This is a genomic window from Sphaerisporangium fuscum, assembly GCF_018531465.1.
Classification (GTDB): Bacteria; Actinomycetota; Actinomycetes; order Streptosporangiales; family Streptosporangiaceae; genus Sphaerisporangium; species Sphaerisporangium fuscum.
Map to the genome: position 1 here is coordinate 72,978 of NZ_JAHDTF010000003.1, position 21,271 is coordinate 94,248.

The following is a 21,271-nucleotide window of genomic DNA, read 5'->3' on the forward strand; positions in this document are numbered from 1 at the left end:
GGGGTCAGCCGGGCCAGCCGAGCGGGAAGGAGCCCGGCTCGGGAGGTTCGCCGCCCGCCGCGTTGAAGGCCCGCATGGCGTCCAGCAGCGCCTGCCGCTGGGAGGCGCGCATCCGGGCCAGGATCGTCGTGATCTCCGCCCTGCGGCGGCCCGTGACCTCGGCCACGATGCGCCGGCCCTCCACGGTGAGCCGCAGCAGGGTCTCCCGCCGGTCGTTCGGGTTGACCTCGCGGCTCAGCAGGCCCGCCGCGACCAGGCGGTCGGCCATGCGCATGGCCGTGGAGGGGTTGACGCGCAGCGCCTCGGCCAGCCGCACCAGCGTGGTCTCCCCCTGGTGCACCACCATGAGCATCCGGAACTGGGGCAGGGTCACCCGGTCCTCGGCCGCGGCGAGCGACCGCGCCGAGACCGCGACCAGCAGGCGCGAGGCCGCCAGCATCGCCGAGGTGACCGCCTCCAGGTCCTCACCGGTCGCCTGGGGGTTCCTGTACGGTGCCACGGCACCGCCGCTACATCTTGTGGGGCAGCAGGCTGGTGGCGGGCGGCGCGCTCGGAACGGGTTCACCCGAGGGCACCGCGTCGGGGGCCGCGCTGACGGTCGGGGCCGGGGGCATCGCCATGTCCCCGGCCAGGCCGGTGCCCTCCAGCAACGTCATGTGCGTGTTGACGAACTTCGCGCAGTCCTCGGCGAACGCGCGGATCACGGTGTTGCGGGTGCTGGCCCGGACCGCCCCGATCGCGGGGAAGATCTTCCCGTGGGCCATCCGCAGCCGCATGACCGCGGTCCGGTCGTAGTCCATGCCCTTCTTGGCGGAGATCTCGGCCATCCAGGCCTTCTGGTCGTCGTTGGGCTCGTCCGGCAGGGGGACGCGCAGCTTGGCCGCGACCTGCCGGACCTCCGCGTCGAGGAGCGTGTGCTGCCGGGCGATCTCGCCGAGGTTCCTGCGGGTGACGGGGAGGGAGGCGCGCTGCGCGGCCTGCCGTCCCGTGGGGATCTCCCACAGGCCGGCCATGCGCACCTTGGCCAGCAGGTCGCGGTCGGCGGGGCTCAGCGGGCCGAACGGGGTCGAGGTCGTCCGCAGGGCCGCGGCGGCCTGCGGGTCGCCTCCGGACGGCTGCGCGGCGGGGTCCGCCGGGGAGCCCTGCGACGGGTAGGACGCCTGGGTGGAGGGGTCGGCGACCGGGGTGGCGGGGTCGGCTCCGGCGGCCTGGACGGTGGCGTCGGCGGCGTCGTTCCGCGGTGAGGAGCCGGCCTGCGGGGCCTGGGCCGGGGGGAGGCCCTTCTGGATCCCCCCTATCAGCTGCTCGGCCGGCGCGGCGGGCGGCACCGGCCCTCCGTAGTCGGCCAGGGGCTGCGGCTCCTTGGAGCAGGCCGTGGCCAGTTGGAGTGCGATGAGGCCACCGACCACGGTGGCGACGGAGGTGAGGCGTCGCATGTCTGCCCGATCCCTTCTTGCCCGGGGGATGCGCGACCCGCAGGCCGCTCACGCCGATGGCGTTCACGGGGAGCTACGGGCGTCCGGCGGGACGGGTTCGACGCAATGTGCAAAAGTTGCGCAGGGCAAGGATCACCGTGCGCACCGGCGTGGCGTCAGGGGTTCCGCCGGTGCCCGTCCGCGTGCTCGTCGTCCTCGCCCGGCTCCAGCGGCGGCGCGGCCAGCTCGCAGGCCGCCTTCCGCTCGGGTTCGTGCCTCCCCGGGGCGCCGCTCAAGGCGTTCGTCCTGATCGTCACGAACGTCAGGATCGCCGAGCAGGCCATCATCGCGGCGGAGACCAGCATGGCCGTCCGGAAGCCCGCCGTGAACGCCGTCGCCGAGGTGTACGCCGAGCCGGTCAGGCCCACCAGCGGCGGGATCGCGGCGACCGCGAGGAGGCTGCCGGTGCGCGCCACCGCGTTGTTCACCCCGCTCGCCACGCCCGCGTACCGCTCCTCCGCCGTGGCGAGCACCGTGGCCGTCAGCGGCGCGACCGCGGCCGAGAGCCCCAGGCCGAAGAGCGTGACCGCGGGCAGCACGTCGGTGAGGTACGACGAACCGGGGCCGACCCGGCTCATCAGCAGCAGCCCGCCCGCGCACAGCAGGATGCCCACCGTCATCGGCAGGCGCGGCCCCACCCGCTTGGCCAGTTCCCCGGACCGGGGTGACAGCAGCAGCATCAGCAGCATGACGGGCAGCATGGAGGACCCGGCCGCGATGGGGGAGAAGTGGGCGGCCACCTGCAGCTCCACGATGAGCAGGAACGTCACCACGCCCAGCGCCGCGTACATGATCAGCGTGACGACGTTGACGGCCGTGAACTCGCGTGAGGCGAACACGCGGACCGGCACCAGCGCCGACACCGGGCCCCCGCGCGATCGGTGAACCTCCGCGACGACGAAGACCGCCCCCAGGACGACTCCCGCGGCGGCGGCGACCAGCGGGACCGGCGAGCCGCGTTCGATGAGCCCGTAGGTGATCCCGGCGAGCGAGAGCGCGGCGAGGGCGGCGCCCAGCACGTCGAACCGCCCGTCGACCGCCTCGTCCCGGGTCTCCGGCACGTGCCGGACGGCGACGGCGATCACCAGGGCCGCCAGCGGCAGGTTGATCAGGAAGACCCAGCGCCAGCCCGCCGCCTCGACCAGCCAGCCGCCGAGCAGGGGGCCGAGGGCGCCCGCGAGCCCGCCGAGCCCCGACCAGGCGCCGACCGCGCGCGGCCGGTCCTCACGGACGAACGACGACTGGATGATCGCCAGCGAGCCGGGGGTGAGCAGCGCGCCGCCGATCCCCTGCAGCGCGCGGGCCAGGACGAGGGTCTCGATGTTCGGCGCGAGCCCGCACAGGGCCGAGGCCAGGGCGAACCACGCGACGCCGATCGTGAAGACCTTGCGCCTGCCGTACCGGTCGCCGAGCGAGCCGCCGAGCAGGATCAGCCCGGCCAGGGTGAGGGTGTAGGCGTTGACGGTCCACTGCAGGCCGGACATCGAGGCACGCAGTTCCTCGCCCAGCCGGGGCAGCGCCACGTTGACAACGGTGCTGTCGAGGAAGGCCATCCCGGAACCGAGCACGGTGGTGAACAGGACCCACCGGCCGCGAGGGGAGCTCAGAAGGATGCCGCTTTTGTCCATGCTGACCATCATGGTGCATGGTTGAGCCTGCCTTGACGGGTCGCCGACCGGTCGCGACGGGAGAAGTACACGCAGGCCAGGGCGACGAGCGCGGCCGCCAGGGGCAGCCATGACAGCCGCTGGAGCAGCCACGTCACCGAGTCGGGGCGGGCGAGCAGACCCGGTGCCGACCCGAAGGGCAGCCCGGCCAGCATGATCACGGTCAGCGCCGTCTGGTGCCACAGGAAGACGGTCATCGCCGAGAGGTTCGCCACGACCACCGCCGCCCAGACGCGGGGGCGGCGCATGAGCGCGGTCAGCGGCCGGTGCAGCAGCAGGGCCAGCCCGATCTGGGCGACGCCGAAGCACACCGCCGCCAGGGTCGGCGGGCTGAGGTTGGACACCCGGGCGCCGGTCACTCCGACCATGCTGGCGGGATAGCCGAAGACCAGCACCAGCAGAGCCGTGCCCGCCGCCCCGCCCGCCAGCATGGCCGCCGCCACCCGCCTGCCGGCCAGCGCGCCCCGCGCCCAGGCGATGCCGAGGACGTACGGCACCGCCCAGCCGGTGGCGAGGTTCTCCCAGCCGAGCCACCCCGGCCCGCCGAGCCCGAAGCGGACGACGTCCACCACCAGCACCAGCGCCACCAGCACGCACGCCAGCGGCAGCGGCCGTGCCTTGGACAGCAGCGGCGTCGCCGCCGTCAGCAGGCCGAACACCAGCAGGAACCACAGCGGCCCGAGGGCGGGCGTGGCGATCGACCGCAGGGAACCGACGGGGAGCCCGGCGCCGGCGAGCGGGAGGAGCAGGAGCACCCACGCGAGCAGCAGCGGCCCGACCGGGACGAGCAGCCGGCGGGTGCGCCCCAGTAGCCACCGCCGTGCGTCCGCCGTCCGGGCCAGGCTCCTGTCGGCGGCGTACCCGCCGACGAAGAAGAACACGGCGAGGGTCTGGAAGACCCAGGAGGCGGGGGTGAGGCCGGGCATGTAGGTGAGCGGGCTGGCGACCCGGACGTGCCCGGCCGCGTCGATCATCCACGCGGTGACCAGCCAGTGCCCGGCGATCACCCCGATGATCGCCAGGGCCCGCAGGGCGTCCGCGCCGCGGTCGCGGCCGCTCGGCGTACCTGCGGCGACCCGCTCGGCGAACTCGTCCCAGGCGGCACCCGGCGAGCGCCCGGCGGCGGAGAGAAGTTTCATCGTGCCACCTCCACCTCGGAGGCACGGCCAAGAGTGATCAACGCGAGGTTGCGCAGCGAAAGGCTTCCGGGCTGGAAGTAGTCGCTGTGCCCGCCCGTCCCCGCCTGGAAGACCCGGGCGCCGAACGACGGCCGGACGGGATCGGCGCCGAACCCGAGCGGCCCGAGCTTCACCGAGGGGACGAACCTCATCCAGTCTTCCGCACCCCGCCCCGCCCACAGCCGGGCGGGGGACTTCAGAGCGCTCGCCCGCGCGACGCCCAGGCCGGGACTGCCGACCACGGCCACGTCGGACACCGGCAGCCCCGGCAGGGCCCTGGCACACACCACCGAGCCGTAGCTGTGGCACAGGAGTGTGATGGGGACGGCGGTGCGGGCGCGGATGTCCATGACCTGGCGGCGCAGCGCCCGCGCTCCCTCGGCGGCGACCGTGTCCGTCGCCGCGGCCAGGCTGTAGGTGCGGGGGCTGTCGTACCCGAGCCAGGCCACCACGGCCGTCCGCACGCCGGGACCGGTCACCCCCATCTGCGCCGTCAGGGCGCGGGCGGCTCCGCCCGGTGTGCTGTACCACTTGCGCCTGCCGCCGTCGAACGTCTTCAGGGTGACGTCCGAACCGGGCACGATCACCGCCACGCGGTCGGCGGTCGCGAGATCGCCGAAGACCTCGACCCTCCGGTCGCCGGGGCCGGGCGCCAGCAGCGCCAGCGCGCCGAGCACGCCGGCCACCGAGACCGCCGCGAAAACCGTCCTGCCCACGATGAGCCTCCCTGTCCGGTCACTGCGAACCGGACGGAAAGCTACGAACCAAGATCGGTAACCTGCGTCCCCTCAGGGAGTGGTCCTCCCGCGTCACCCTGAGGTGGGAGGTGGGGTGGCGGGAGGCCAGGGAGGGGGTGTCGGTGATGGACGCCGGTACGGGGCAGGGGCCGGTGCCGGGGGAGGGATGCCCTCAGTCCGCCGGTACGGCGAGCCGGGGAGCGGTGGGTCCGGCGGCCTTCACGGCGGGGAGCCGGGCGGATCACTCGCCGGGGCGGACCAGGCCGGTCTCGTAGGCGAAGACGATGGCCTGCGCGCGGTCGCGCAGGCCGAGTTTGGCCAGGATGCGGCCGACGTGGGTCTTCACGGTCTGCTCGGAGACGATCAGCCGGCCGGCGATCTCGCCGTTCGACAGGCCCTGGGCGATCAGGGCGAGCACCTCGGTCTCCCGTTCGGTGAGGTCGGGCAGGCGCCTGACGCTCGGTGTGCGGGGCCCGCCGAGCCGGGCGAACTCGGAGATCAGCCGCTTGGTCACCGACGGGGCCAGCAGCGCCTCCCCGGCGGCCACGACCCGCACGGCCTCAACGAGCTGCTGCGCGGAGGCGTCCTTCAGGAGGAACCCGCTCGCGCCCGCCCGCAGCGCCTCGTAGACGTAGTCGTCGAGGTCGAAGGTGGTGAGGATGAGGATCTTGGTGGGGGTATGGGCGAGGACGAGGCGGGTGGCCTCCAGGCCGTCCATCTCGGGCATCCGGACGTCCATCAGCACCACGTCGGGCCGCAGCTCCGCCGCGCGGGCGACGGCCTCCAGACCGTTGACGGCCTCGCCGACCACCTCGATGTCGGGCTGGGTGCCGAGGAAGGCGGTGAAACCCGTGCGCACCATGCCCTGGTCGTCGGCGATCAGGACACGGATCATCTTCCGTCCTCCGTCAGGGGAATGGCGGCCCGTACGACGAAACCGCCGTCGGGGTCGCGCGAGGCGTTCACGGTGCCGCCGAGCAGCGCGGCGCGCTCGCGCATCCCGATGATCCCCTGGCCGCCCGCGCCTGCGGAAGCGGCAGGGACGCCCCGGCCGGGGCCGTTGGCGACCCGCAGGCGCAGCTCCGCCTCCGTGCGGACGATCTCGATGGTCACCGAGGAGCCCGGGGCGTGGCGCATCGCGTTGCTCAGAGACTCCTGAAGGATCCGGTACGCCGACAGCCCCACCGCCGTCGGGAGGTCGAGGGAGCCTCTGACGTGCACCGACACCCGCAGGCCCGCGCCGCGGGAGGTGGCGACCAGGTCGTCGAGACGGTCCAGGCCGGGCTGCGGCGCGGTCTCGCGCCGTCCGTGCTCGCCCCGCAGCGCGCCGAGCACCTGCCGCATCTCGGCCAGGGCCGCCAGCGATAGGTGGCGGATGTCCGCCAGGCCGCTCTCCAGCTTCGCCGGGTCGCCGCGGGCCTGCAGGGGAGTGGCCTCGGCCTGGATCGCGATCACCGACATGTGGTGGGCGACGACGTCGTGCAGCTCGCGGGCGATCCGTGCCCGCTCCTCAAGGATCACCCGCGCGTTCCGCTGCTCCTCGGCGGCCTGCCGCTCCTCGGCGAGCCGGCTGGTCGCCGTACGTCTGGTCCGCACGTTGTAGCCGAACAGCACCGCGACCGCCACCACGACGGCCGCCCACGCCATCGAGTCCGGATGGATGATCCACGCGGCGAGCACCGACACGCCCCAGACGCCGAGGGCGACGTCCCTGCCGGTGCGCACCGCGATCGAGTACGTGCACAGCAGGTAGACGATCATCTGCGGCAGGGTGTAGGGAAGCCTGCCGTCCCATCCGCCCCAGGCGATGGCCCCGACGATGGTGATCCCCGCGCTCAAGCGCCAGGCGGCGACCGGCCACCTGTCGCGGAGCACCATCGGCAGGGACGCGAGGAGGGGGATCAGCGCCATCTCCGGGCGGCGTGGATTGTAGATGGCGAGGTTGCTGACGAAGAGGATGTACGCCAGGAAGAGGTCGCCCACCACGACCAGGTCGACATGACGGAACGGCAGTAGCCCCAACACGCGGGGCACGCGGAAGCGCAGGCGGCGTGACCTCGGGGGACGTGGATCGGCCGTCCCGGTCACCAGTGCCGCAGCCAGCGGCCGCACCAGCTGGGAGAGGACGGTGCGGGCGCGGGAGAACACCCGCCAAGGTTAATGGGATCCGCCCGGGTCCGAGTCCCGCTCCGGAGGGACCCCGGCCGTCATACCCAGGGACTACCCGAGCCATACGTGCGTATCGACGGCCCTGCGGCGGGGCGGGCCCGGCGGCCGTCGCGGGGACGACGCCGGACGGACAGGCCCGCCCTCCACGATGGGTGCGGGACCCGGCTCAGCGGGCGTCGCGCCCGGCGGGGAGGGTCAGCTCCGGGCGCCGGGCGAGCAGCACCCCGAGCGCGGCGTATCCGATGAGCAGGTGGCCGCCGCCGACCCAGCGGGACGGCTCGTCGCCGAGCAGGAGGAAGGTGGGGACCGTCACGACCGCCCAGCTCTCCGCGACGAGCGGCCACCAGCGCAGCTCTCCCCGCCACCGGGCGGCGAACGCCAGCTTCACGCTGATCGCGAACATGCCGAGCATCGACAGCGGCCAGAACAGGTCGAGGATCCCCAGCCAGGCGGCGTTCTGGACGGCGTCCGGCATCACACCGTGCAGCAGCGACCACACACTGGCGACGCCGAGCAGGCCCATCTCGACCTTGAGCGTCACCATGGCGGCACGGGAGACGCCCAGCGCGCGGGTCCGCAGCTGTGCCCCGAGGAGGCAGAACACGCCGAGCTGGAAGGCCAGGCCGGCGAGGTCGCCGATCCGGCCCACCATGCCGCCGCCGGTGGTACCGACCGCGAAGATGCTCGCCGCCCACACCAGCGTGCCGGCGGCGAGTCCGATCCCCGCGCGGCGGATCGCCCGGTGGGCGTCCGGGCCGGGGCCGGCGACGGTGGCGCCGTCGCCGCGGATGTCGGTGCGGGCCCTGGCGGGTTCGTTGGTGAGGTGGGTGTCCATGATCATCTCTCGTCTCTCGCGGCGTCCTCACGCCGCGTCCGTGGTGGCGATCCCGGATCCCGGTGCCGGGAGCGCCGTGCGGGATCCAGAATCCGCCGCCGCCGTCCCGGGCCCGCAGGGGCGCCGGTCTCATCCGCGGTCCCGGCCCGGCGGCGTTGTCCCGGGACACCTGTCCCGGGACAACGGGACACAGAACGGGCGACAATGCGTGCCATGACGAACGTGGCACGGGCCGGGACCCCGGCGGCGCGGCCCCGCCGCCTGCCGGTCGTACTGGCGGTGCCGGCGCTCGCGGCGGTCGCCGTCGCGGCGACCGTGATCCTGGACCTCCGCAACGCCGCCGTGCGGATACCGCCGGGCACCGAACTCGACTTCGGCTGGTCCTCGGGCGTCGCGGGCCTGGCGCAGACCCTCACCGGCGTGCTGCTGCTGCGGCGGCTGCCCCGGCATCCCGTCGCCTGGGTGCTCACCCTCTCCGGCCTGGAGTGGGTGCTGAACGGCCTGGCGGGATCCTGGGCGACGTACGCGATCTACCTCTCGCCCGGCGCGCCAGGGGCCTCGGCCGCCTACTGGTTCTACGCCCGGTTCGGCGCCGCGCTGCTGATCGGGCTGCCGCTGCTGATCGTGCTGTTCCCCGACGGACGGCTCCCGGCGGCGCGCCCGTGGCGCTGGGTGTCGGTGGCCAGCCTCGCGCTCACCTCGCTGCTGCCGGCGGTGCTGCTCGTCGTGCCCGCTGACGTGCCGGCGCGCTACCACGCCTCCCCGCTGCCCGCCGAGATCGCCCGGCTCGGGCTCGACCCGGTCGCCGTCGCCCTGCCGTACGACGTCTGGGCACCGGTGCTGGACGTCGCGTACGCGGCCGTGCCGGTGAGCCTGGTGGTGCCGTTCGCCGTTCTGGTGCACCGCTACCGCGCCGCCGACCAGGAGCGGCGGGCGCAGATCCGCTGGCTGACCTGGGCCGCGCTGGTCGGCGTGTTCACGCTGCTGCTCCCGCTCGTGACGCCGCCGCGCCTCCCTTCGCTGCTGCTGTGCCTCACCGTCGCGCTCACCTCCGTCGCCGTGCTGGTCGCGGTGTCCAAGTACCGGCTGTACGACATCGACCGGCTGCTGCCGGCGACCCTCTTGTACGGCCTGCTGGCGATCCTGGCGGTCCTGATCGACGTCGCGGTGTTCACCCTGGCGGGCAGCACGCTGGGCGAACGGGACTCCGCGCTGGCCGCGACCGCGATCGTCGCGGTCGCCTACGCGCCGCTGCGGACCTGGCTGTGGCGGGGCGCGCGCCGCCTGGTGCGCGGCGGGCGCGACGACCCGTACGCCATGGTCGCGACGCTCGCCGCGCGGCTCGACGCCGTCAACGGCCCCGACGAGCAGTTGATCGCGCTGGCCCGGACGGTGGCCGAGTCGTTCCGCCTGCCGTACGTGAGGGTGGAGCTCGAGCGGCCGGGCGGGGTGCGTTCGGTGGTCGAGCACGGCTCCCCGCGCGGGCCGTCGGTGTCGCTGCCGGTCGCCCACCGGGGCGAGACGGCGGGCCGCCTGGTGCTGTGCCGGGCCGACCTGACCGAGCGGGACCAGCGGCTGCTCGGCGACCTCGTCCGGCAGGCGGCGGAGGCCGTACGGGCCGGCGAGCTGAGCGCGGACCTCCAGCGGATCCGCGCCCAGCTCGTGGTCGCCAGGGAGGAGGAACGGCGGCGGCTGCGGCGCGACCTGCACGACGGGCTGGGGCCGAGCCTCGGGGCGGTGGCGCTGCGGATCGAGGCCGCCCGGAACCTGGCCTCCACCTCTCCCGCCGACTCCGACCGGATCCTCGCGCAGACCGCCGCCGAGGTCGCCACGGTGATGGCCGACGTCCGCCGGCTGGTGCACGACCTGCGCCCGCCCGCGCTGGACGAGCTGGGCCTGCTCCGCGCCGTGGAGCAGCAGGCGGACCACGTCCGGTCGAGCGGCCCGCAGGTCGTGGTGACCGGCGGCGAGGGACTGGGCGCGCTGCCGGCGGCCGTCGAGGTGGCCGCGTACCGTATCGTCTCGGAGGCGCTCGCCAACGTGGTCCGGCACGCGGGCGCCGTCCGCTGCGAGATCGAGCTGGCCGTACGCGAGGGGGCACTGGAGGTGGTCGTGCGCGACGACGGGTCGGGCATCGGGCCCGATGTCGCCGTCGGCGTCGGCACGCTCTCGCTGCGCGAGCGGGCGGCCGAGCTCGGCGGCGACTGCGAGATCACCTGCCCGCCCGCCGGCGGTACGGTGGTCCGGGCGAGACTGCCACTGGAGCAGCCCATGGAGGTCCTGGGTGTCTGACACCGGGCCCGGCGCGACGCCGGACGAGCCGATTCGAGTGCTGCTCGCCGACGACCACCCGGTGTACCGCGACGGGCTGGCGGTCCTGCTCGCCTCGATCCCCGGCATCGACGTGGCGGGCACCGCCGCGAACGGGAACGAGGCCGTCGAGCGTGCCGCCGATCTTCAGCCCGACATCGTCGTGATGGACGTCCGCATGCCCGATCTCGACGGGATCGAGGCGACCCGGCGGATCGTCGCCGACAGCCCGCACATCGGCGTCGTCGTGCTCACGATGTCGGAGGACGACGCGACGCTGTTCGCCGCGATGCGGGCGGGGGCCCGCGGCTACCTGCTGAAGGGCGCCAACCAGGCCGAGATCACCCGGGCCATCGTCGCCGTCTCCCATGGCGAGGCGATCTTCGGCCCGGCGGTCGCGCGCCGCGTGGCCGACTTCTTCGCCTCCCCGCCCGCGGCCCCGCGCGACGTCGCGTTCCCGCAGCTCACCCCGCGTGAGCGGGAGATCCTCTCGCTGATCGCCGCCGGCAGGCCGAACCCCCAGATCGCCTCGGCGCTGTTCCTGTCGCCGAAGACCGTCCGCAACAACATCTCCAACATCTTCGCCAAGCTGCACGTCGCCGACCGGGCCGAGGCCATCGTCCGCGCGCGGGAGGCCGGCCTCGGCCGCTGACCGGCTCCCTACGCGGGTGAAGCGGTCACGGTACGCCAGCCGAAGACGACGCTGCCGGTCAGGAGCACCACTCCGGACAGCACACCGCTGAGGAACGGCACCCAGCCGGCGGCGGCCGTCGAGGCCAGGACCAGACCGGTGATCCCCAGCAGGGTGAGGATCACACCGGGGACGGCGATGCCCCGGTCCTTCCAGATCGGCGCCAGCACGACGAAGTGCGCGCCGACCACCGCGGCCACCCACGCGACGTTGCCCTCCTCGGGACGCCCCAACGCGGCCAGCACCCGGAGCCCGCCGAAGAGCAGGATCACCTCGGCGGCGACGACGACCAGGTAACCCCGGCCGTACATGCTCGGCCGCGGCCCCTCGGCGGAGCGCTCTCTCCGGACGGAGAGGAACCACATGGCCAGCACACTCGCGGCCGCGAGACAGGCGGCCGCCTTCAGGAGCATGATCATCGCGGGGTCCAGCGGGCTCCGGGCGTTTAGGAGCACGAAGACGGCGCCGAAGACCGCGCCCACCAGCAATCCAGTCATTCTCTGCATGTCGTTCAGTGAAACGGGCCCTCGGCCGGCCGCGCGCGGGGGCAGGGGCGAGGACGGGGTAGGCCTGGCACTACCTGGCCGTGCCGCGCAGATAGGCGAGCACGGCGAGCACCCGCCGGTTGACGTCGTCGGTCACCGGCAGTTCGAGCTTGGTGAACACGCCGGCGACGTGCTTGCCGACGGCGGCCTCGGTGATGGACAGCGCGCGGGCGACGGCGCTGTTGGACCGCCCTTCGGCGATCAGCGCGAGCACCTCGCGCTCGCGCGGGCTCAGCCGCTGCACCGGCTCGGTGACGTCCCTCGCCCTGGCCCAGGTCTGCTCGAACAGGTCGACGAGGATGGTGATCAGGCTGGGTTGCCTGATCACCAGAGCGCCCGGCGAGTGAGCGATCGGGGCGGTCCGGACGAACGCCACCGCGCGGTCGAAGATGAGCAGTTGCTGGATCGGCTCGTCGACGACGCGGTGCAGGTCGCCCGCGGCGTGCAGTTCCCTGATGCGCGCCGTCCTGCGGGGATCGTCCAGCACGCTCGCGTGGACGACGGTGCGCATCGCCATGCCGCCGCGCAGGGCGTCGAGCACGTCGCGCCTGCTCCGCTGCTCCTGGCGTCCCTGCTCCACCGAGCCCACCGGATGCATGGCGCGCAGCTCGCGGGCCGAGCCCACGGCCTGCGCGATCCGCCGGGCCACGAGCTCGGCGTCGTCCACCAGCTCGACGTCGACGGGGACGCCGCGCAGCTTGTCCACCGCCTCTTCCAGCCGCTCGGTCAGCCGGGCCAGCCGGGCCGGTGACAGGCTCTCGTCCACACGCCTCCCTTGGGTGATCAGGTCACGGCCAGCCCTGTGAGCATACCCGGATTACAGAATTACGATCGCTGCCAGCGAACAAGCGCAGACATGGGAACAATCGTGGGCTCTCATTAATTGAGTCCAAGTAACTCAACCCTTGGGAGTTCGCATGAGTCAGAGCGTGATCCTTCCGGTTCTGCCCCTCGACGACGAGGTCGTCCTGCCCGGCATGGTCGTCCCCCTCGACCTGTCGGACGCCGAGGTCCGCGCGGCCATCGACGCCGCCAGGGCCACCTCCGCGCAGGGCAAGCCGCGAGTGCTGCTTGTGCCCCGCATAGACGGAAAGTACGGCGCCGTGGGCGTCGCCGCCGTCGTCGAGCAGGTCGGGAGGCTTCCCGGCGGCGGCCCGGCGGCCGTCGTCCGCGGCGTGGAGCGGGTCCGCATGGGTTCCGGCACCACCGGTCCCGGCGCCGCGCTCTGGGTCGAGTCGACCAGCATGGAGGTCGTCCCGTCCGGCGCCCGGGCGGAGGAGGCGGCCAAGGAGTACAAGGCCCTGGCCACCACGATCATGCAGAAGCGTGGCGCCTGGCAGATCGTCGACGCCATCAACCAGATAGAGGACGCCTCGGTGCTGGCCGACAGCTCCGGCTACGCGCCGTGGCTGACCACCCCGCAGAAGGTCGAGCTGCTCGAGAAGCCCGACCCGGCCGAGCGGCTCACCCTGCTCGTCGAGTGGGCCCGCGAGCACCTCGCCGAGCTCGACGTCGCCGAGACGATCCGCAAGGACGTCCAGGAGGGCATGGAGAAGCAGCAGCGGGAGTTCCTGCTGCGCCAGCAGCTCGCCGCCGTCCGCAAGGAGCTCGCGGAGCTGAACGGCGAGACCTCCTCCGAAGAGGAGGACTACCGCGCGCGTGTCGAGGCCGCCGACCTGCCCGAGAAGGTCCGTGAGGCCGCGCTCAAGGAGGTCGACAAGCTCGAGCGCACCTCCGACCAGTCTCCCGAGGGCGGCTGGATCCGCACGTGGCTCGACACCGTCCTCGACATCCCGTGGAACACCCGCACCGAGGACTCCTACGACATCGCCGCCGCCCGCGCCGTGCTCGACGCCGACCACACCGGGCTCGACGACGTGAAGGACCGCATCATCGAATACCTCGCGGTGCGCAAGCGCCGGGCCGACCAGGGCCTCGGCGTGGTGGGCGGCCGGCGCAGCGGTGCCGTCCTCGCCCTGGCGGGCCCTCCTGGAGTCGGCAAGACCTCGCTCGGGGAGTCCGTCGCGCGCGCCATGGGCAGGAAGTTCGTCCGCGTCGCCCTCGGCGGCGTCCGCGACGAGGCGGAGATCCGCGGCCACCGGCGTACGTACGTCGGCGCGCTGCCCGGGCGCGTCGTCCGCGCGATCCGCGAGGCCGGCAGCATGAACCCCGTCGTGCTGCTCGACGAGGTCGACAAGGTGGGGGCCGACTACCGGGGCGACCCGACGGCGGCGCTGCTGGAGGTCCTCGACCCCGCGCAGAACCACACCTTCCGCGATCACTACCTCGAGGTCGAGCTCGACCTGTCCGACGTGCTCTTCCTCGCGACGGCCAACGTCCTGGAGGCCATCCCCGGCCCGCTGCTCGACCGCATGGAGGTCGTGACGCTCGACGGGTACACCGAGGACGAGAAGGTCGCGATCGGCCGCGACCACCTGCTGCCGCGCCAGCTCGAGAAGGCCGGCCTGAGCGCCTCCGACGTCACCGTGGACGAGGCGGCGCTGCGCAGGCTCGCCGCCGAGTACACCAGGGAGGCCGGCGTCCGCTCGCTGGAGCGGGCCATCGCCCGGGTGCTGCGCAAGGTCGCCGCGAAGGCCGCGCTCGACGACGACGTGCTGCCGGCGAACGTCGGCGCCGACGACCTGGTGGGCCACCTCGGCCGGCCGCGGCACGTGCCCGAGTCGTCCCTGCCGGGGTCCGAGCAGCGTACGGCGGTGCCGGGCGTGGCGACCGGGCTCGCGGTCACCGGCGCCGGCGGCGACGTGCTGTACGTCGAGGCGTCGCTCGCCGACCCGGAGACCGGGTCGACGGCGGTCACCCTCACCGGGCAGCTCGGTGACGTGATGAAGGAGTCGGCGCAGATCGCGCTGTCCTACCTGCGCTCGCGCGGGGCCGAGCTGGAACTGCCCGTCGGATCGCTGAAGGACCGGTCGGTGCACATCCACGTCCCCGCCGGAGCCATCCCCAAGGACGGCCCGTCGGCGGGCGTCACGATGACCACCGCCCTGGCCTCGCTGCTGTCCGGCCGCCCGGTGCGGTCCGACGTGGCGATGACGGGCGAGGTGTCGCTCACAGGCCGGGTGCTCCCGATCGGCGGGGTCAAGCAGAAGCTGCTCGCCGCCCACCGGGCGGGCATCACCACGGTGCTCATCCCGGCGCGCAACGAGCCCGACCTCGACGACGTGCCGGAGGCGGTGCGGCGTGAGCTGACCGTCCACGCGGTGAGCGACGTCCGCGAGGTGCTGGCCATCGCGCTGACCCCCGCCACGGTGGCGGAGCCCGCCGCCGCCTGAGGGGGCGCGAGGACAATTATGGACGAATCATCCGGTCGCTTGACCGGATGATTCGTCCATGCTGTCATGAGGGCATGTTGTACGGGACGCCGGAGCTCGAACCGGCCGACAAGGCGGTCCTCGGCGAGATCGAGGAGATGCGGCGCGACCTGAAGTACCGCCTGGCCGAGCCGCACCGCTGGGACGGCCAGCTGCGCCGCCAGCTCCAGGCCCGCGCGATCCAGGGCTCGAACTCCATCGAGGGCTACGTCGCGAGCGTCGAGGACATCGAGTCGATCATGGCGGGTGAGGAGCCGCTGGAGGCGTCGTCCGCGGTCACGCGGGAGATCGCCGGATACCAGCAGGCGCTCACCTACATCAGGCAGCTGTCGCAGGCGCAGTCGTTCCGGTACGACATCGGGCTGCTGCACGCGCTCAACTTCATGATGATCGGCCACCATCAGAAGAAGAGCCCGGGAACGGCACGGCCGGGCGGCATCTACGTCCGCGACTCCGTCACCGGCGAGGTCGTCTACGAAGGCCCCGACGCCGAGCACGTGCCGTCCCTGCTCGACGAGCTGGTCGGGTGGCTCAACACGGGAGACCTGGAGGTCCCGAGCTACGTGCGCGCCGCCATGGCGCATTTCAACCTCGTCGCGATTCATCCGTGGCGGGACGGCAACGGGCGGATGTCCCGGGCGCTGCAGACGCTGGTACTCGGGCGTGACCGGATCCTCTCACCGGAGTTCTGCTCCATCGAGGAGTGGCTGGGGCTGGGAGAGAACACCGTCGACTACTACCGCGCGTTGCGCGAGGTCCAGAAGGGCGTCTGGGCGCCGCACGGCGACATGCTGCCCTGGGTGCGCTTCTGTCTGAGGGCCCACCACATGCAGGCCCAGCGGGTACGGCGGCGGCTGGCCGAGGCGGGGAAGGTGTGGACGCTGCTGGAGGAGGCCGTCGACGGTGAGCGGCTGCATGCCCGTTGCGTGTCCGCTCTGTACCAGGTCTTCGTGTCCAGGCGGCTGAGACGCTCCACCTACCAGGCCGACGAGGCGCTCAGCCAAGGCCAGGCGGCCCGTGACCTGCGCGAACTGGCCGCCCGCAGCTGGCTCACCCCGTATGGCGAGACCAAGGGCCGCTTCTACGCCCCCGGCCCGAGGATGAAACAGGTGAAGGCCCGGTTCGCCGCCGAATCCGAACCCCTCAAAGACCCTTACCAGGCCCTCCTGACCCGCTGATCCAGCTCCATCGTCGTACGAGGGCGCCGGCATTTCCGCACCCCATCCCACGGCGCGGTGAGCGGTGCTTTTCAGGAGGGGGTGTACCGAGTAGCGTTCGGTTTGTGCATCCGGGAGTAGTCGCGGCGCGGACGCCTGACAAGCCTGCGGTGATCATGGCGGGGTCGGGGCGGGTGGTCACCTACCGGGAGCTGGACGAGGAGTCGAACCGGCTCGCCCGGCTCTTCCGCTCCGCCGGCCTGGGACCCGGCGACCACGTCGCCCTCATGCTGGAGAACCACCCGTTGTTCCTGGCCGTGACCTGGGCGGCGCATCGTTCCGGGCTGTACTACACGGCGATCAGTTCCCGGCTGAAGACCGACGAACTGGCCTACATCGTCGACAACTGCGGGGCGCGGGTCTTCATCTCCTCCGCGTCGCTCGCCGATGTGGCGACCTCGATCACGGACATCACCCCCAAGGTCGAGCTCAGGTTGATGATGGACGGCCTCGCGCCGGGGTTCGAGTCGTACGAGGCGGCGGTGGCCGCGCACCCGCCCGTGCCCGTCGAGGACGAGTGCCAGGGGGCGGACATGCTGTACTCCTCGGGCACCACGGGGCGTCCGAAGGGGGTGAAGACCCCGTTGAGCGGGGCGCCGCTGGACGCGCCGGGCGGGCTGCTGAAGCTCGTGGAGTTCCTGTTCGCCCCCTCGGCCGACTCGGTGTACCTCTCGCCGGCGCCCCTCTACCACGCCGCGCCGCTGAGGTATTGCATGACGTTCCAGCGGTTCGGCGCGACGGTCGTGGTGATGGAGAGGTTCGACCCCGAGCAGGCGCTCGCGCTGATCGAGAGGCACCGGGTCACGCACTCCCAGTGGGTGCCGACCATGTTCATCAAGATGCTGAAGCTCCCCGAGCCCGTACGCCGCCGGTACGACCTGTCGTCGCTGACCTGCGCCATCCACGCGGCGGCCCCGTGCCCCGTGCCGGTGAAGGAGCAGATGATCGACTGGTGGGGGCCGATCGTCCATGAGTACTACGCGGGCACCGAGGGCAACGGCTTCCTGTACGTCGGCCCGCAGGACTGGCTGCGCCACAAGGGCACCGTCGGCCGTTCGCTGCTCGGCGTGGTGCACATCTGCGACGAGAACGGCGAGGAGCTCCCGCCCGGGGAGCACGGCATCGTGTACTTCTCCGAGGGGCCGAGGTTCGAGTACCACGGCGACCCGGAGAAGACGCGCTCGGGGCAGGACCCCAAGGGCCGGGGGTGGACCACTCTGGGCGACATCGGCTACCTGGACGAGGAAGGCTTCCTCTACCTCACCGACCGCCGGTCGTACATGATCATCTCCGGCGGGGTGAACGTCTACCCGCAGGAGGCCGAGAACGTCCTGTCGGTGCATCCCAAGGTGGCGGACGTGGCCGTCTTCGGCGTCCCGGACGAGGAGATGGGCGAGGCGGTGAAGGCCGTGGTGCAGCCCGTCGACCCGTCGGAGGCGGGGCCCGCCCTGGCCGCCGAGCTGATCGAGTACTGCAGGGCGCGTCTCGCGGGCTACAAATGCCCGAAGTCGGTGGACTTCCGGGCCGAGCTTCCCCGCCATCCGACCGGAAAGCTCTACAAGAGGCTGCTCAGGGACGAATACTGGGGCGCCGGGCAGCCGTAAAGGGTTCGTACGGCGGCCAGGTCGGCCGGGCTGAAACCGATTCTCTGGCCGATCTGCGCCGGCGCCGTCGGCACGAGCGTGTCCTGCCCGTTGCTGCTGAAGAAGTTCCTCCCGTACAACATCACCGAGCCGTAGTCGAAGGCGCCGTAAAGGCGGTTCTGCGGGGGAGTGAGCTTCTGGAACTGCCCCTCGTACCCCTTCATGACGTTCTCCAGGTGAACGGTGACCGCGGAATCACGGTCGGAACGGGAATGCTCGTGGTAGAAACCGAGCGCGTGCATGAGTTCGTGGATGACGATGCCTTTGCGTTCGCATCCCCGGCCGATGGAGACCTCCTGTTCCGCGGGGGCGACCCTTCCGACATAGGAGTAACAGCCGTTGCCGGGAACCAGTGAGAGAAAGCCCGGCTCATTGGTGCGGGGGACGAAACGCACGCACGTGTTGTCGTGGTAGTCCTTCATCGCCTGGGCGATCGCCTCGCGCGCCTCGGCCGAGAGCGCGGGCGACAGGACGTACGGCACCCGCCCCTCCGGCCAGAGCGCGCCGGCCTGGGTGGTCGCGGCGCCAGCGTCCCGGCTCCGGCAACCGCCGGGCCGCACGGCGCGGCGGCCGCCGCGCATACGTGGCGGGTTGCGGGAAAGCATCGGCGGCGGCTCATTCGCCGCCCCGGTGAAATCATCGGTGACGTCGGGAAATATGCCGGGCAGCTGGATCTTTCCGGCCGCGGCGTCGACGGCGGTGCCGATGACGATGTCACCCTCCGTCACGGCGTGCCCGTCGATGTGGACGTACTCGATTGTGTGGAGTTGTCCGCTCGTATCCGGGGCGGTAATCGAGTGGGACGGGCGCTCGGCCTGCTGTCGCCACAGCGTGTCGAGAGGATCGTCTCCGGCGGCGGCCGGCGGGACGCCCGCCGCCAGCCCCGCGAGCGTTACCGCCAAAACAATGACATGTCGCATTTGAATACCCCCGAGAACGGCGCACGATCACCACGTGATCGGCCGCTCGGGAAACGTACCCGCGCGCCTGCCGGACACTCCGGAAACGGCCGGAATCGTCGTCGCGGAACAAAGGCCGCCGAACACCGGCGCATGAATCCGGGAAATGCCGTTATGTCGCCCTGCCGTCGCGGACCCCGGCCGGCACGCCGTACCGCCGCCGGGGTCACCCGCCGGCGAGACCGGCGGGCGGGGGCCGGAGGGACGCCGGGCGAGAGGGCCGGGCGGCCTTCAGGAGACGTTCAGTCACGCCTTAGGCAGTTCTTATCGGCGGCTTGTCATCATTGTTTTACCGGTCCGAAGCCGGCCGTCGCGAATGGCGACGAGTGCGGATGACCCTGGGGGAAGAGATGAACAACGAAGACCCGCGTGAGCAGACGATGGGAAACACAACTCCGGCCGGCGAGCCGGGTTCGCGGGGATGGACCCAGTTCGGCCGGACCCCGCCTGAGGCAGGCGCCTTCCAGCCCCGCTGGAGTGCCTCCGACCCGTTCGCCGGTGACACGCGGACCCTGCCCGCCCAGAGCGGTGCCGCGGCGTCCCAGTGGTGGACGACCGGGCGCAAGGCGATGGCCGGGCTGGCCCTTGTTGCCGTCGCGGTGGGCGGCGGGGCCGCGGGGGCCTTCGTCGCGACCAGCTCGGCGGGCGCCCGGACCGTGGCGTCGAGCCCGATCATCAGGACCGCGGCGAACTCCAGCGCGAGCACGATCGCGGCGGTCGCCAAGGCCATCCAGCCGTCGGTGGTGTCGATCACGGTGACCAGCAACGCCGGCGAGGCCGAGGGCTCCGGTGTGATCCTCTCGGGCGACGGCCTGATCCTCACCAACAACCACGTCGTCGCCGCCGCGGGGGACGGCTCCAAGGTCCAGGTGAAGTTCAGCGACGGCAAGATCGCCTCGGCGAGCATCGTCGGCACCGACCCCGCGACCGACCTCGCCGTCGTACGGGCGCAGAACGTCTCCGGCCTCACCCCGGCGACGCTCGGCGACAGCGACAAACTGCAGGTCGGCGACGCGGTCCTCGCCATCGGCAGCCCCCTCGGCCTGGAGGGCTCGGTGACCGCCGGCATCATCAGCGCCCTGAACCGCACGGTCAACGTCGGCGGGGAGTCGCAGCAGCAGCAACAGCAGCCGTTCCCGCCCGGCTGGGGCCAGGAGCGGATGCAACAGCAGCAGAGCAGCGCCACGACGATCGGCGGCGCGATCCAGACCGACGCGGCCATCAACCCCGGCAACTCGGGCGGCGCGCTGGTCGACGCGGCCGGGCAGGTGATCGGCATCAACAGCGCGATCGCGACCAACGGCGGCGACGGCAACATCGGCGTCGGCTTCGCGATCCCGATCAACACCGCCAAGCAGGTCTCCGACCAGCTGATCAAGAGCGGCAAGGCCACCCACGCCTACCTCGGCGTCAACCTCGCCGACGCCACCGGCGACATCCAGGGCGCGGTGATCGGCTCGGTGCAGAGCGATAGCCCGGCCGACCGGGCGGGGCTCAAGGCGGGCGACGTGATCACCAAGATCGACGGAAAGCCGGTCGACGGCGCGGACACGGTGGTGGGCGCCGTTCGTGGGTACAAACCAGGCACGAAGGTCACTCTGACCTACGTCCGCAACGGTACGCCCTCGACGGCCACCGTCACCCTGACGGAGAAGACCATCGCGAGCTGAGCCGTCGCAGGACGGGATTCGCCGCCGGGATCGCTGCGGGCCCGGCGGCGAATTCGTGTCAGAGGCGCACCCGGCCGGGTCAGGAGAAGCGGCGGCCCTCGTCGCGCCGGTAGGCCCGGACGGCCAGCAGGCCCCCCACCGCCGTCCAGACGGCCAGCGCCACCATCGAGGTCACGCTCGGGGTGAAATCGCTCACCGCCGCCCAGACCAGCTCCACCGAGCCGCGGGTCGGCAGGAACGGAGCGATGGTCTCGATGAACGCCGGAGCCCGCCCCGGGCCGCTGAACAGGCCTCCGCCGAACGCCATCGGGAGGAAGACGATCTGCGCGACGGCGAGGGCGGCCCTGGCCCGCAGCGCGTACCCGATGAACAGGCCGAGCAGCGTGAACGGGATCGCGCTCACGGCCAGCGCCGCCAGCCCGAGCAGCAGCCCGGCCGGGGTGGTGGTCGCCTTGGTCAGCAGCGCCGCGATCACGATGACCGGGATGATCGCCATGCCGAGGAAGCCGAGCCCCGTGATCAGCCGCCCCGCGAACCGCGGCCACGGCCCGGTCGGCAGTGTGCGCACGTAGGGGTCCCACGGCAGCTCCCGGTCCTCCGAGACGCCGACGCCGTAGGTGAACAGGCTGCTCTGCATGACGCCGTACGTCAGCATCGCCGCGGTCGCGAACGTCGCGGCCGCCGGGTCGTCGCCGGCGAACGGCACCACGAAGAACAGCATCAGGGCCGCGGGGAAGAACGCGTTGGCGATCACCGCGATGGGGACGCGCACGCTCTCCAGGAACTGGTACCTGGCGTGCGTGAGGACGAGTGACACGAGCACTCCTTGGGGGGATACGACGG

Annotated in this window: 18 protein-coding genes; 6 read left to right on the forward strand and 12 right to left on the reverse strand. The window is 72.5% G+C overall.

Going from position 1 to position 21,271, the window contains the following annotated elements; all coding sequences use genetic code 11:
• Window positions 1-4 precede the first annotated feature (4 nt).
• The 8 genes from KIK05_RS03250 to KIK05_RS03285 all read right to left on the reverse strand — a co-directional run bounded on the left by KIK05_RS03250 (window position 5) and on the right by KIK05_RS03285 (window position 8,061).
• Complete coding sequence (locus KIK05_RS03250) at window positions 5-499, reverse strand: MarR family winged helix-turn-helix transcriptional regulator (RefSeq protein WP_308249716.1); 495 nt, start codon at window positions 497-499, stop codon at window positions 5-7.
• 10 nt (window positions 500-509) lie between these two features.
• Window positions 510-1,436: a DUF4142 domain-containing protein gene (locus tag KIK05_RS03255; protein WP_214409007.1), complete on the reverse strand. Its 927-nt coding sequence runs from the start codon at window positions 1,434-1,436 to the stop codon at window positions 510-512.
• Between the two features lie 155 nt (window positions 1,437-1,591).
• Entirely contained in the window at window positions 1,592-3,103 is a 1,512-nt protein-coding gene (locus KIK05_RS03260; RefSeq protein WP_250562183.1) for an MFS transporter, read from the reverse strand.
• 8 nt (window positions 3,104-3,111) lie between these two features.
• Entirely contained in the window at window positions 3,112-4,281 is a 1,170-nt protein-coding gene (locus tag KIK05_RS03265) for an acyltransferase family protein (RefSeq protein ID WP_214409009.1), read from the reverse strand.
• Window positions 4,278-5,036 (reverse strand): alpha/beta hydrolase, encoded by a 759-nt coding sequence (locus tag KIK05_RS03270; RefSeq protein WP_214409010.1) that lies wholly within the window; start codon window positions 5,034-5,036, stop codon window positions 4,278-4,280. Before KIK05_RS03270 ends, KIK05_RS03265 begins: the two co-directional genes overlap by 4 nt.
• 262 nt (window positions 5,037-5,298) lie before the next feature.
• Window positions 5,299-5,952, reverse strand: coding sequence for a response regulator (locus tag KIK05_RS03275; RefSeq protein ID WP_214409011.1), 654 nt, complete (start codon window positions 5,950-5,952; stop codon window positions 5,299-5,301).
• Window positions 5,949-7,205 carry a sensor histidine kinase gene (locus KIK05_RS48685; protein WP_214409012.1) on the reverse strand — a complete coding sequence of 419 codons (1,257 nt, stop codon included), beginning with the start codon at window positions 7,203-7,205 and terminating at the stop codon, window positions 5,949-5,951. Before KIK05_RS48685 ends, KIK05_RS03275 begins: the two co-directional genes overlap by 4 nt.
• Window positions 7,206-7,392: 187 nt before the next feature.
• A complete protein-coding gene (locus KIK05_RS03285) occupies window positions 7,393-8,061 on the reverse strand; it encodes a hypothetical protein (protein WP_214409013.1) in 669 nt (222 codons plus the stop codon).
• Between the two features lie 213 nt (window positions 8,062-8,274).
• On the opposite strand from KIK05_RS03285, the gene KIK05_RS03290 reads away from it, so the two are divergent.
• Together KIK05_RS03290 and KIK05_RS03295 are read left to right on the forward strand one after the other, a co-directional pair.
• Window positions 8,275-10,353, forward strand: a complete 2,079-nt coding sequence (locus KIK05_RS03290) for a sensor histidine kinase (protein WP_214409014.1) — start codon at window positions 8,275-8,277, stop codon at window positions 10,351-10,353.
• Window positions 10,346-11,023, forward strand: a complete 678-nt coding sequence (locus tag KIK05_RS03295; protein WP_308249717.1) for a response regulator — start codon at window positions 10,346-10,348, stop codon at window positions 11,021-11,023. Before KIK05_RS03290 ends, KIK05_RS03295 begins: the two co-directional genes overlap by 8 nt.
• An 8-nt stretch (window positions 11,024-11,031) precedes the next feature.
• Here the strand turns inward: KIK05_RS03295 and KIK05_RS03300 are convergent, their stop codons facing one another.
• Together KIK05_RS03300 and KIK05_RS03305 are read right to left on the reverse strand one after the other, a co-directional pair.
• The gene (locus KIK05_RS03300; RefSeq protein ID WP_214409015.1) at window positions 11,032-11,568 is read right to left on the reverse strand and encodes a hypothetical protein; all 537 of its coding nucleotides are present in this window, start codon (window positions 11,566-11,568) and stop codon (window positions 11,032-11,034) included.
• A gap of 70 nt (window positions 11,569-11,638) precedes the next feature.
• On the reverse strand, window positions 11,639-12,373 hold the full coding sequence (locus KIK05_RS03305; RefSeq protein ID WP_308249718.1) for a helix-turn-helix transcriptional regulator: 735 nt from the start codon (window positions 12,371-12,373) through the stop codon (window positions 11,639-11,641).
• Between the two features lie 151 nt (window positions 12,374-12,524).
• On the opposite strand from KIK05_RS03305, the gene lon reads away from it, so the two are divergent.
• The 3 genes from lon to KIK05_RS03320 all read left to right on the forward strand — a co-directional run bounded on the left by lon (window position 12,525) and on the right by KIK05_RS03320 (window position 17,760).
• Complete coding sequence (gene lon, locus KIK05_RS03310; RefSeq protein WP_214409016.1) at window positions 12,525-14,900, forward strand: endopeptidase La; 2,376 nt, start codon at window positions 12,525-12,527, stop codon at window positions 14,898-14,900.
• Between the two features lie 74 nt (window positions 14,901-14,974).
• Complete coding sequence (locus KIK05_RS03315) at window positions 14,975-16,117, forward strand: Fic family protein (RefSeq protein ID WP_214409017.1); 1,143 nt, start codon at window positions 14,975-14,977, stop codon at window positions 16,115-16,117.
• A 104-nt stretch (window positions 16,118-16,221) separates the two neighbouring features.
• On the forward strand, window positions 16,222-17,760 hold the full coding sequence (locus KIK05_RS03320; protein ID WP_214409018.1) for an acyl-CoA synthetase: 1,539 nt from the start codon (window positions 16,222-16,224) through the stop codon (window positions 17,758-17,760).
• Here the strand turns inward: KIK05_RS03320 and KIK05_RS03325 are convergent.
• Entirely contained in the window at window positions 17,712-18,719 is a 1,008-nt protein-coding gene (locus tag KIK05_RS03325; RefSeq protein ID WP_214409019.1) for a M12 family metallopeptidase, read from the reverse strand. The two genes, KIK05_RS03320 and KIK05_RS03325, sit on opposite strands and share 49 nt — an antisense overlap.
• A 371-nt stretch (window positions 18,720-19,090) precedes the next feature.
• On the opposite strand from KIK05_RS03325, the gene KIK05_RS03330 reads away from it, so the two are divergent.
• On the forward strand, window positions 19,091-20,428 hold the full coding sequence (locus KIK05_RS03330; protein ID WP_250562184.1) for a S1C family serine protease: 1,338 nt from the start codon (window positions 19,091-19,093) through the stop codon (window positions 20,426-20,428).
• Between the two features lie 79 nt (window positions 20,429-20,507).
• On the opposite strand, the gene KIK05_RS03335 is transcribed toward KIK05_RS03330, so the two are convergent.
• Window positions 20,508-21,245 carry an ABC transporter permease gene (locus KIK05_RS03335; RefSeq protein ID WP_308249719.1) on the reverse strand — a complete coding sequence of 246 codons (738 nt, stop codon included), beginning with the start codon at window positions 21,243-21,245 and terminating at the stop codon, window positions 20,508-20,510.
• Window positions 21,246-21,271 lie beyond the last annotated feature (26 nt).